An 11,726-nucleotide genomic window follows, 5' to 3' on the forward strand; every position below is an offset into this window, starting at 1 on the left:
GGCGAGGATGCGCCGCAGATCACGGATGCGGAATACGATGCGCTGCGCAAGCGGCTGGTCGATCTGGAGAATGCGCATCCCGCGCTGATCGGTGGCGATTCACCGGGCGTGGGCGCCAAGCCCTCCGAGAAATTCGCCAAGGTGCGCCACAGCGTGCCGATGCTCTCCCTCGACAATGCCTTCAACGACGAGGAGGTGCAGGATTTCGTGGCGCGGGTGCGGCGTTTCCTCAATCTCGGCGACAGCCCGCTGACCTTCACCGCGGAGCCCAAGATCGACGGGCTGTCGCTCTCTTTGCGCTATGAAGACGGCAAGCTCGTCACCGCCGCAACGCGGGGAGACGGCAGCGAGGGCGAGGATGTCACCGCCAATGCGCGCACGGTGGAGGACATTCCGCAGGAGATTCCGCAGACGGGCATCGTCGAGATCAGGGGCGAGATCTATCTCTCGCATGCCGATTTCGCGGCGATCAATGCGCGCCAGGAGGAGGCGGGCAAGTCGGTCTTTGCCAATCCGCGCAACGCGGCGGCGGGCTCGCTGCGCCAGCTCGATTCGCGCATCACGGCGCAACGCCCGCTCAAGTTCTTCGCCTATGCCTGGGGCGCCATGGATGCGCTGCCGGCGAAAACCCAGTTCGAGGTGGTCAAGGCTTTCGAATCATGGGGCTTTGCCACCAACCCGCACATGAAACGCTGCGAGAATGCGAGCGAGATGCTCGCGCACTACCACTTTATCGAAGAAGAGCGCGCCTCGCTCGGCTACGACATCGACGGCGTCGTCTACAAGGTCGATGACCTCGCCCTGCAGGAGCGCCTCGGCTATGTCTCGCGCGCCCCGCGCTGGGCGCTGGCCCACAAGTTCCCCGCCCAGCAGGCCTTCACCGTGCTGGAAGATATCGAGATCAATGTCGGCCGCACCGGCACCCTCAACCCCATCGCCCGCCTGCGCCCGGTGACGGTCGGCGGCGTGGTGGTGTCGAATGCGACGTTGCATAACGAAGATTACATCAAGGGCATCGGCGGCAATGGCGAGGAAATCCGCGAGGGCCGCGATATCCGCATCGGCGACACGGTGATCGTCCTGCGCGCTGGTGATGTCATCCCCAAAGTGCTCGACGTCGTCATCGACAAGCGCCCGGCGGATGCAAAGCCCTATGAATTTCCCGCCACCTGCCCGGCTTGCGGCAGCCATGCCGTGCGCGACGTCAACCCGCGTACCGGCAAGGAGGATGCCGCCCGCCGCTGCACCGGCGGGCTGGTCTGCCCGGCCCAGGCGCGCGAACGCCTCAAGCATTTCGTCTCGCGCAACGCCATGGATATCGAGGGGCTGGGCGGGCGGACGATCGAAAGCTTCTACGATGACGGGCTCGTCAAGGCGCCGCAGGACATCTTCACCCTGGAAGCCCGCAACACGAATTCGCTGCTCCGGCTCGAATCCCGCGAAGGCTGGGGGCGCCAGAGCGTGCGCAACCTTTTCGATGCGATCAACGAGCGCCGCGAAGTGCCGCTCAACCGCTTCATCTTCGCGCTCGGCATCCGCCATGTCGGTGAGACCGGGGGCAAGCTGCTCGCGCGCCATTTCCCCGATTTCGACAGCCTGCGCCAGACGGCGCTGAAGGCCGGGGAGGGGGATGGCGAGGCCCGCGCGGCCATCGCTGATATCGACGGGATGGGGCCGGTCGTCACCGATGCGATCGTGGAGTTCTTCCGCGAGGATCATAACCGCGACATCCTCGACGCGCTGCTCGAACACGTTACCCCGCAGCCACTCACCGAGACGATCGACCAGTCGTCGCCCATCGCCGGCAAGACCATCGTCTTCACCGGGGCGCTGGAGCAGCTCACCCGGGACGAGGCCAAGGCGCTGGGCGAGCGGCTCGGGGCGAAGGTGGCGGGGTCGGTGTCGAAGAAGACGGATCTCGTGGTGGCGGGGCCGGGGGCCGGATCGAAGCTCGCCAAGGCGGCGGAACTCGGCATCGAGACGCTGACGGAAGAGGAATTCCTGCAACGGGTCGGGCGCGGCTGACGCAGACGGGCTGCATGCGCAATCCTGTGAAAAAGTTCCGCATTCCTGCGTTGTGCTTACATATGTTAACCGAAAAATAAACAAATGAAGAAAGCGCACTCATTTTCTGCTAATACTTATTGAGTAAACCAGTCCACGCACAATTATTAATGGTGGCCTCATGACGTCGACGTCCCTTCCGCTCACGCCCGGCCCTGACGCGCATTCCGGCGCTTCGCCTGATCGCGTCACCTTCATGGGACTTTCCCTGCGCGCTGAAGGTGCCGTTTTGCGCCCGCGTGCGGAGACGGAATTGCTGGGGCGGCAGGCGCAGGCGATTCTGGCGCGACGGCCCGGCGCCCAGACCGTCGTCGACATGTGCTGCGGCAGCGGCAATCTCGCCGTGGCCCTCGCACATGGCCATCCCCAGGCGCTCGTCTATGCCTGCGACCTGACCCAGGAATGCGTCAATGTCGCACAGGCGAATGCCGTTGATCACGGGCTGAACGGGCGGGTGCTCGTGCGGCGCGGCGACATGTTCGCGTCCCTGTACGGTGTGGGGCTGGAGCATCGGGTCGATCTCGTGGTGTGCAACCCGCCCTATATCTCCAGCGGAAGGCTCGAGCGCGACCGCTCGCATCTTCTGCGCGAAGAGCCGCGCGAGGCCTTCGACGGCGGCCCGTACGGCATCTCCATCCTGCAACGCATGGCCCGTGAATCGATCCGCTTCATCAAGCCCGGCGGCTGGATCGCCTTTGAATTCGGTCACGGCCAGGAGTTGCAGGCGAAACTGCTGATCGATCGCACCAGGCGCTTCGAGCCGGTCACCTTCGCCCATGATGAAACCGGCGCGCCGCGCGTCGCCATGGCCCGCAGGCGCGGCGATGGCTGAGCCGGCGCTCTCGACAGCGATGCCCGCAGCATCCGCAGAAGCTGCCGCAGGGGTCGTGGCGTGCACGGCGGCGCATATGCCCGCCGTCGCGGCCATGTTCGCGCGCACCTTTCGCGGGCGCGAGGCGGTTGCGACGCCGTCCCTGCAGCAGACGATCGCGCGGCTGTTTCTCGAGCACGATGCGGCCGATGCGGATATCCCTTCCCTGGTTCATGTCGATGCGAGCGGCGCCGTTGATGGCTTTCTCGGCGTGCGGGTGTCGCCCTTCGAGCTCGCGGGCAGGCCGGTCCGGGTGGCGTTCTGTGGATCGCTGATGGCGTCTGCGCCTGATACCGATCCCTTCGTCGGCGCCAAGCTGCTGCGCCGCTTTCTCGCCGGCCCGCAGGATGTCTCGGCGAGCGAGACCGCCAATGCCGTCTCGCAGGCCCTGTGGAGCCGTCTGCGTGGAACGGTTCTGCCCGATCACAGCCTCGAATGGATGCGCGTGCTGCGCCCTGCCGCTTTCGGTCTGGCGCTGGCAGGCCATGCGAAGCCCGCCCTGAACCGGCTCCAGCCACTGACGCGTCCCTTCGATGCGCTTTCGCGGCATATCGGTCCCTTCACCCCGCCGCAAGCTGGTCACTGCACCGATTCCGAGGCGGATGAAGCCATGATCGGTGCGCTTCTGGAGCGCTTCAGCGCCGGCGCCGTTCTGCGCCCGGACTGGGCCGCCCTTGATCTCGGCGCGCGTCTTGCCGATGCGCGACACAAGGCGCGTTATGGCGAGATGCAGGCAAGGGTCGTCTGGCGGGGTGAAACGGCGATCGGGCTGTTCATCTATCACGCCCGGCCTGGCGGGATGGCGCATGTGCTCGAACTCGCCGCTGCGCCGGGTCAGTTGCCCGCCGTGGTCGATCATCTCTTCGCCCATGCCCATGCGTGTGGCCTGGCCGGCCTGCGCGGGCGCACGCGACCGGATCTGCTCGAAGTTTTGCTGACGCGCCGCTGCCAGTTCACCCATCGCGCGGCGACGGTTCTTACGAGCCGCGATCCGGCCATCATGTCGCGAATCCGCAGCGGGCGCATCGTGGTCAACGGGCTCGCGGGCGAGAACTGGATGCCGCTGATCGGTCACGATTTCCAGTGAACCCGAAAGTCTCGGCTTGTTAACTTTAATGATAAGCAATTCTTTATAAATTTAGACAAATGCAGACAAATCCGTGTGCTTTGTTATCATCTCCTGCGTGTACAGAAGCAAGCGTGTCAGATGTGGGCGCCGTTTCTGAAGGCTTTAACGGAGGGGGAAATGTGCGGGATTGCCGGCTATGTCGCAAAACACGCACCGCTTGCGAAAGCGGCGGATATCCTCGCCGGCATGGCCCGGGTGCTGCATCATCGTGGTCCCGATGCGTCGGGCGCCAGCCTGATCCCCGGTCGTGACATAGCGCAGATCGGTCTCGCCCATACCCGCCTTTCCATCGTCGGTCTGGCCGACGGCGCCCAGCCAATGTCTTTCGGCGAGGATGGCGCGTTCACCATCAGCTTCAACGGCGAGATCTTCAATTTCGTCGAACTGCGCGCCGAAATGGAAGCGCGCGGGCGCCGCTTCCGCACCGGCTCGGATACGGAAGTCCTTCTGCAACTCTATGACGAGATGGGGCTCGACTGCCTCGAAAGGCTCAACGGCGATTTCGCCTTCGCCCTGTGGGATGCCCGCGCGCAGCGCCTCGTCCTGGCCCGTGACCGGATGGGCGTGCGCCCACTCTATCATACGCTGCATGACGGCGTCTTCGCCTTCGCTTCCGAGGTCAAGGCTTTGTTCGCGCTGCCCGGTTTCGCGCCGCAGCCCGATCCCATCGCACTCGATCAGATCTTCACGCTCTGGGCGCCGATCGCGCCGCGCACACCCTTTGCCGGCGTGAGCGAGTTGCCGCCCGGCCATTGCCTTGTCGTCGATGCGCAGGGCATGCGCGAGCATGCTTATTGGCAATTGCGTTTCCCCGATCACGCGGATGCCGCGCGCGATGCGGATCCCGCGCGCGTGGCGCAAGATGTCGCCGCGATGCTCACCGATGCCACGCGCATTCGACTGCGCGCAGATGTGCCTGTGGGCGCCTATCTCTCCGGCGGCTTCGATTCGGCGCTGACCAGCGCGCTGGCCGCACGCGAAGTGCCGGATCTGCACACATTCTCGGTGACCTTCGATTCGCCCGAGCATGACGAGAGCGCCGAGCAGCAGGCCATGGTGGCGGCGCTGGGCACGCGTCATGCCTCGGTAAATTGCGGTGATCGCGAGATCGCCCAGGCTTTCGCGGAGATGCTTGCGCATGCCGAGCGCCCGGTGATCCGCACCGCTCCCGCGCCGCTCTTCCTGCTCTCTCGGCTGGTGCGTGACGAGGGCTTCAAGGTGGTGCTGACCGGTGAGGGGGCTGACGAAGTCTTTGCCGGTTACGACATCTTCAAGGAGGCGGGCCTGCGCCGCTTCTGCGCCCGCCAGCCCGGCTCGACCCTGCGCCCACAGCTGTTTCGCCGGCTCTATCCCTATCTGCCGGGGCTGCAGAAGCAGTCGCCGGAATATCTCGCGGCGTTCTTTGGCGCCGGTGCCGACGATCCGTCGGATCCGCTGTTCTCGCATGGCCCGCGCCTGCGCGGCACCGCAGCGGCGAAGCTGTTCTTCTCGGCCGATCTGCGAACGCAGATCGGTAATTACGACGCTCGCGAAGAGATGGCGGCGGCGCTGCCGGCGGATTTCGCGCGCTGGCATCCGTTGCACCAGGCGCAGTATCTGGAAACGCGCTTCCTGCTTCCGGGCTACATTCTCTCCAGCCAGGGCGACCGTATGGCCATGGCGCACGGTGTCGAGGGGCGCTTTCCCTTCCTCGATCATCGCGTGGTCGAGCAGGCGGCGGCCATCCCGCCGGGCCTCAAGCTCAAAGGCCTGCGCGAGAAACATATCCTGCGCGAGTCTTTCGGCGATCTCCTGCCACGCGACATCGCACAGCGTACCAAGCAGCCCTATCGCGCCCCCGATAGCGCCGCCTTCGCCGGCGCGCATGCGCAAGCCCTGCGTGACCATGCACTCTCGCCGGAAGCGCTTGCCGCGACCGGCCTGTTCAATTCCGCTCCCGTCGCCAAACTCGCCGCGAAAGTGGCGCGCGGCGGCGTGAGCGGTTTTCGCGACAATGCCGCCTTCATCGGCATTCTCTCCACCCAGACCTGGCATGCCCGCTTCATCGGCGGGTCGGGCATGCGTAACCGGGCAGCCGCCTGAACGACATTCACCGAGGAGAACCGGCATGGCCGACACGATCGAAACCGATCTGCGCAACTTCATCACCGAGAATTTCCTGTTCGGCGACGACAGCCGCGCCATCGCGGGTTCGGATTCGCTGATCCAGAACGATCTGATGGATTCGACCGGCATTCTCGAACTGGTCGCCTTCCTCGAGGATCATTTCGGCATCAGCGTCGCCGACGAGGACATCATGCCGGAAAATCTCGATTCGATCGATCGCATCACTGCCTATGTGACGCGCTGTCAGGAAGAGCAGGTCTCGCGCGTCGCGTGAGCCGCCATCGTCCTGCGGTGATCTGACGGAGAGGTCTTCAGCATGCGTCTCGACGCGTTCCTGCGCGCTTCGGCTGCGCGCCATCCCGACAAGACCGCGCTCGTCAACGGCGAGACGCGCCTGAGCTACGCCGCCTTCGACGCAGCCTGTGACAGGCTCGCGGCAAGCCTCGTCGCCGCCGGCCTGAAGCCCGGCGACCGGGTGCTGGTCTTCATGGACAATTGCTGGGAAGCGGCGGTCGCGATCTATGCGGTGTCGCGCGCCGGCGGCGTGTTCTCGCCGATCAACCCCTCGACCAAGGCCGACAAGCTCGCCTTCATCATCGACAATTGCCGCGCCCGCGCGGTGATCACCCTCGACCGTCTGGCCAAGGTTGCCGGCGCGGCTCTGGCGCAGGCGCCCGGTCCGGGTATGATGGTCATCGCCGGCCCGCGCGCCGATGCGGCGATCAGCGAGACGATGCCTGACGGCGTGGCGGCGCAGAGCTTCACCCAGGCGCTCGCGCCGGGGGAGGAGGCGGGGACCCTGCCCCAGAATAATGATTCCGATCTCGCGGATTCCGATCTTGCGATGCTGGTCTACACCTCCGGCTCCACCGGGCAGCCCAAGGGTGTGATGATGGCGCATCAGAATATCGATGCGGCATCCGCCTCGATCACGACCTATCTGCGCAACACGCCCGACGACATCATTCTCAACGTCCTGCCGATCGCCTTCGATTACGGGCTGTATCAGCTGATCATGGCGGTGCGCATGGGCGCGACGCTGGTTCTGGAGAAGTCCTTCGCCTTCCCTCAGGCGATCTTCGATCTCATGCGCCGCGAGCGCGTCACCGGCCTGCCGCTGGTGCCGACCATGGCGGCGATGATCCTGCAGATGAAGAATCTCGAGCCGGGGTTCCTGCCTGATCTGCGCTATCTCACCAACACCGCCGCCGCGCTGCCGCCGGCCCATATCGCGCGGCTGCGCGCATTGCTGCCGGGCGTGTCGCTCTATTCGATGTATGGCCTGACCGAGTGCAAGCGCTGCACCTGGCTGCCGCCGGAGGATCTCGACGCTAAGCCGGGTTCGGTCGGCATCGCCATTCCGGGCACCCGCGCCTTCGTCGTCGATGATGACGGTAATGAACTGCCCGCCGGTGCCATCGGTGAGCTCGCCATTGCCGGTCCGCATGTGATGCTGGGTTACTGGGAGAATCCGCAGGCGAGCGCTGCCTGTCTGCGCCCGGGCACGCAGCCCGGCGAGCGCATCCTGATGACCGGCGATCTCTTCCGCGCGGATGCCGACGGCTATCTCTATTTCGTCGGGCGCAAGGATGACATCATCAAGAGCCGCGGCGAGAAGGTCGCACCCAAGGAGGTCGAGACGGTGCTGCATGCCTGCCCGGGCGTAGCCGAGGCCGTCGTCGTCGGCACCCCCGATCCGGTGCTCGGCCAGGCCGTGACCGCCCTCGTCGTGCGCAGTGATACGACGGTGAAGGAGCGCGACGTGATCCGCCACTGCGCCGCCAACCTGGAAGATTTCATGGTGCCCAGACGCATCGTCTTCCGCGACAGCCTGCCGCGTACGGATACCGGCAAGATCAGCCGCCGTCTGGCCGCACAAACCCTCGACGCGAAAACACTGGAGGCCGCAGAATGAATGCCGCGACAGCCCATGCCCTCCGCCCGGACGCCCGGCAGACCGACGCCTTCGGACCGCATGTGCTCGACATCGATGCGCCGGCGGAGGTCGCGCGCATTACCGAGGCGCTTCGCCGGCAATTGAGGGGAGATCTGCGCAAGCGCGGTCTCGTGCTCGGGCTTTCCGGCGGGATCGATTCCAGCGTCTGCGCCGCGCTCGCTGCGCAGGCGGTGGAGGGAAAAAACGTCTTCTGCCTGTTCATGCCGGAAAACGATTCCGATCCCGAGAGCCTCGCCCTCGGCCGCCTCGTGGCGCAGACCTACGGGCTCGAAGCCGAGATCGAGGATATCGGCCCCGCCCTCGACGTGATGGGCTGCTACCGCCGTCGCGACGCCTTCATCCGCGAGATCGTGCCGGAATATGGGCCCGGCTGGGCTTGCAAGGTGGTGATCGCCAATTCGCTCGCGCGCGCGGGCTACAACATCTCCTCGCTGGTCGTGCAATCGCCCGAGGGCGAGACGACGCGCCACCGCCTGACGCCGCAGGTCTATCTCGGCATCGTGGCCGCCACCAACATGAAACAGCGCACCCGCAAGCAGATCGAATACTACCATGCCGACCGGCTGAACTTCGCCGTGATCGGTACGCCGAACCGGCTGGAATACGATCAGGGCTTCTTCGTCAAGAACGGCGACGGCGCCGCCGACGTCAAGCCGATCGCGCATCTCTACAAATCGCAGGTCTATCAGCTCGCCGATCATCTCGGCGTACCGCGGGAGATCAGCGCGCGCCCGCCGACCACCGATACCTGGTCGCTGGCCCAGACGCAGGAGGAGTTCTACTTCGCCCTGCCCACCGACAAGATGGATCTGTGTCTCTACGGGCTCAATCACGGCGTACCCGCCGACGATGTCGCGCGGGCGGTGGGGGTCACGGCGGAGCAGGTCGGGCGCGTGTGGGACGACATTACCGCCAAGCGCAAGGCCACGCGTTATCTGCATGCCTCGCCACGTCTCGTCGAAGGCGTGGCGGAGATCGGCTGAAGCCGCGCGCAAACGCGCGACCCATCCGGCAAAGCTGCCTCTCGTCAGCACTTCCCGCGCCGTTATCATCGCATCGCGATGAACCAATGCGTGTCGGGAGGAGAGCATGATGGACAAGATCAACGTGGCAGGCCGCAATTTCCGGATCGCCCTCGAGGGGCCGGAGGATGCGCCGCCGCTGATGCTGTCGAATTCACTGGCCACCAATCTGGCCATGTGGGATGCGCAGATGCCAGCGCTTACCGCGCATTTCCGCGTCATCCGTTACGATCATCGCGGCCATGGCGGAAGTGACGCGCCGCAGGGACCCTACAGCTTCGCCGGGCTGGCCGAAGACGCCGTTGGCCTTCTGGATGCGTTGGGCATCGAGAAGGCGCATTGGTGCGGGCTCTCCATGGGTGGCATGACGGGTATGCGCATGCTGACCCACCATCGCGAGCGCATCGGACGGGCCGTGCTCGCCAATACGGCGGCCCAGATGGGAACGCCGGAGATGTGGGACAGCCGCGCCGAGACGGCCCGCGCGCAGGGCATGTCCGTCATTGCCGGGCCGACGCTGGAGCGCTGGTTCACGCCGGAATTCCGCGAGTCGGATCCCCAGGCGGTCGGGCGCGTGCGGGAAATGATCTATGCGACGCCGGCACAGGGCTACGCCGCCTGCTGCGAGGCGATCCGCGACATGGACCAGCGTGAAAGCATCCGCGCCATCGACGCCCCCGTCCTCGTCGTGATCGGCGCCCGCGACCCCTCGACCACGCCCGAACACGGCGAGCTCATCCGCAATGCGATCACCGGCGCGCAGGCGGTGACGCTCGATGCGGCGCATCTGTCCAATATCGAGCGGCCTGAGGAATTCACGAAGGCCGTTCAGGATTTCCTGCTGGAGCGGTGAGGGGGAAGGCGGGCCGGAACCTCCCGGCCCGCGCATGCGTTTCCCGCCAGGTTGCGGGAGGCGTGCATGACTTATTTCCAGAGCCTCTCGGCTGCCGGTTTTGCGGCGACTGCGATCAGCTTCGGTCCCGGGCGCATGGGGTTTGGCCTCTTCGTCCCCGAATTCCGGGCGGAATTCGCCCTGTCGAGCGCCGCTGTGGGATTCGTTTCGGGTCTGGGTTTCTTCGGCTTCTTTCTCGGTCTGATCATCGCGCAGGCTCTGCTGATCCGGCGTGGGCCGGAAGCGCCGGTCCTGTCCGGACTGGTTGCCGCCACATCGGGGATGGTGCTCGTCGCGCTCGCGCCGAACCTGCTCGTCCTCGGCACCGGCGTGTTTCTTGCTGCGTCGAGCGCCGGCTTCGCGTGGACGCCCTTCAACGATGCGGTCCACCGCAAGGTGTTCGATGTCGACAGGCCGACGGCACTGTCACAGATCAGTACCGGGACCAGTATCGGCATTGCCTGTGCCGGCGTCGCGGCGCTCGTGATGGCGCTGACGGGTGTTTCCTGGCGCTTGTGCTGGGCTTTCTTCGCGCTCGCGAGCACCGTCGCGCTCGTCGTCAACTGGCGCGTCCTGCGCGATATCGACAAGGATTCCGAAGCGCTGCCCGAACGCGGATGGCGCCATCTCTTGCGGATCGAGGCGCTGCCGCTCTTTGCCATCGCCTTCGTCTACGGCACGATTTCCGCGATCTATATCGCCTTTGCCGGTGATCACATGCTGGAGAGCGGGGGCGTGGTCGGGTTGCCGGTTGCCGCGACACCTGCCCTCGTTTTCCTGATCTACGGCTTTTTCGGCCTCACCGGCCTCCTCACCTGGCGTATCGAGGCGGTGATCGGGCTGCCCTGGCTGCTGCGTGGCCTCATGCTGGCGGGCGCCTTGTCCCTCGCGCTCGCGGCGCTCCTGCCCGGCAACTGGGCGGGGCTCGTGCCCTCTGCCGGGCTGCAGGGCCTGCATGTGATGATGACGAGCGCCGTACTCGCCTTCTGGTCGGAGCGCCTGTTTCCGGCGCTGCCCTCGCTCGGCTTCACGGCTGCGCTGCTGGCGAGTGCGGCGGGAAGTGTTCTGGGGCCATCTGTCGCAGGCATGGCAGCAGACGCTTACGGTCCCGCGATGATGTTCCTCGCTGCCGCCACACTTCCCGCCGTGACGGCGCTTGTTCTGCGCGAAAGCCACGTTCGCGGTCGCGCGGTGAACGCGGCCATGGCCTATCGTGCGCAGATGCGCTGAGTGGCCCGGGAGCCGGTGGCGCGTGTCAGGCGTCGCGAATCGACCGGAATGCGGCGTTGCAGCAACAGCGCCGGTGACATGATTGTGCAACATTTCAAATCCACGCTGAATCCGGAATCGGACGGGACGTTCCATGCTGCAGGTGTTTTCGGGAGTCTGGGCGCTCCTGCTCGGTATCGTACTGATCATGCTGGGCAACGGCATGCATTTCACGCTGATCGGCCTGCGCGGTGGGATCGAGAATTTCTCGTCCGCCGAGCTCGCCATCGTCACATCGGGTTACTTCGTCGGTTTTCTCTCCGGCGCGCGTTTCACCCCGGTGCTGATCCGACGGGTCGGGCATGTGCGGGTCTTCGCGGCTCTGGGCAGCTTCATGTCGGCGGGGCTGATCTCCTTTCCGCTGCTGGCAGATCCGATAGCCTGGACGCTGCTGCGGGTGCTGATCGGTTTCTGCA

The 11,726-nt window shown here is 65.6% G+C and carries 9 protein-coding genes and 1 pseudogene; all 10 read left to right on the forward strand.

From position 1 onward, the window contains the following. Positions 1–2,025 (forward strand): NAD-dependent DNA ligase LigA (gene ligA, locus VKP01_RS06435; RefSeq protein WP_324411339.1); only part of this gene is annotated, 2,025 nt, incomplete at its 5' end. Positions 2,026–2,185: 160 nt separating this feature from the next. Further along, positions 2,186–2,896: a HemK/PrmC family methyltransferase gene (locus VKP01_RS06440; protein ID WP_324411340.1), complete on the forward strand. Its 711-nt coding sequence runs from the start codon at positions 2,186–2,188 to the stop codon at positions 2,894–2,896. Further along, the gene (locus VKP01_RS06445) at positions 2,889–4,022 is read left to right on the forward strand and encodes a hypothetical protein (protein ID WP_324411341.1); all 1,134 of its coding nucleotides are present in this window, start codon (positions 2,889–2,891) and stop codon (positions 4,020–4,022) included. Before VKP01_RS06440 ends, VKP01_RS06445 begins: the two co-directional genes overlap by 8 nt. Before the next feature lie 159 nt (positions 4,023–4,181). Further along, a complete protein-coding gene (asnB, locus tag VKP01_RS06450) occupies positions 4,182–6,146 on the forward strand; it encodes an asparagine synthase (glutamine-hydrolyzing) (protein ID WP_324411342.1) in 1,965 nt (654 codons plus the stop codon). Positions 6,147–6,171: 25 nt separating this feature from the next. After that, positions 6,172–6,444 (forward strand): acyl carrier protein, encoded by a 273-nt coding sequence (locus VKP01_RS06455; protein WP_324411343.1) that lies wholly within the window; start codon positions 6,172–6,174, stop codon positions 6,442–6,444. 42 nt (positions 6,445–6,486) lie between these two features. Then, positions 6,487–8,085, forward strand: a complete 1,599-nt coding sequence (locus VKP01_RS06460) for a class I adenylate-forming enzyme family protein (protein ID WP_324411344.1) — start codon at positions 6,487–6,489, stop codon at positions 8,083–8,085. Beyond that, positions 8,082–9,110 carry an NAD(+) synthase gene (nadE, locus tag VKP01_RS06465; protein WP_324411345.1) on the forward strand — a complete coding sequence of 343 codons (1,029 nt, stop codon included), beginning with the start codon at positions 8,082–8,084 and terminating at the stop codon, positions 9,108–9,110. Before VKP01_RS06460 ends, nadE begins: the two co-directional genes overlap by 4 nt. Positions 9,111–9,216: 106 nt before the next feature. Continuing rightward, positions 9,217–10,002, forward strand: a complete 786-nt coding sequence (pcaD, locus tag VKP01_RS06470; RefSeq protein WP_324411346.1) for a 3-oxoadipate enol-lactonase — start codon at positions 9,217–9,219, stop codon at positions 10,000–10,002. A gap of 66 nt (positions 10,003–10,068) precedes the next feature. Continuing rightward, complete coding sequence (locus tag VKP01_RS06475; protein ID WP_324411347.1) at positions 10,069–11,271, forward strand: MFS transporter; 1,203 nt, start codon at positions 10,069–10,071, stop codon at positions 11,269–11,271. A gap of 133 nt (positions 11,272–11,404) precedes the next feature. Further along, a pseudogene (locus tag VKP01_RS06480) lies at positions 11,405–11,726 on the forward strand (MFS transporter); the annotation flags it as partial.

This window comes from Saliniramus sp., assembly GCF_035311605.1.
Taxonomy (GTDB): Bacteria; Pseudomonadota; Alphaproteobacteria; order Rhizobiales; family Beijerinckiaceae; genus Saliniramus.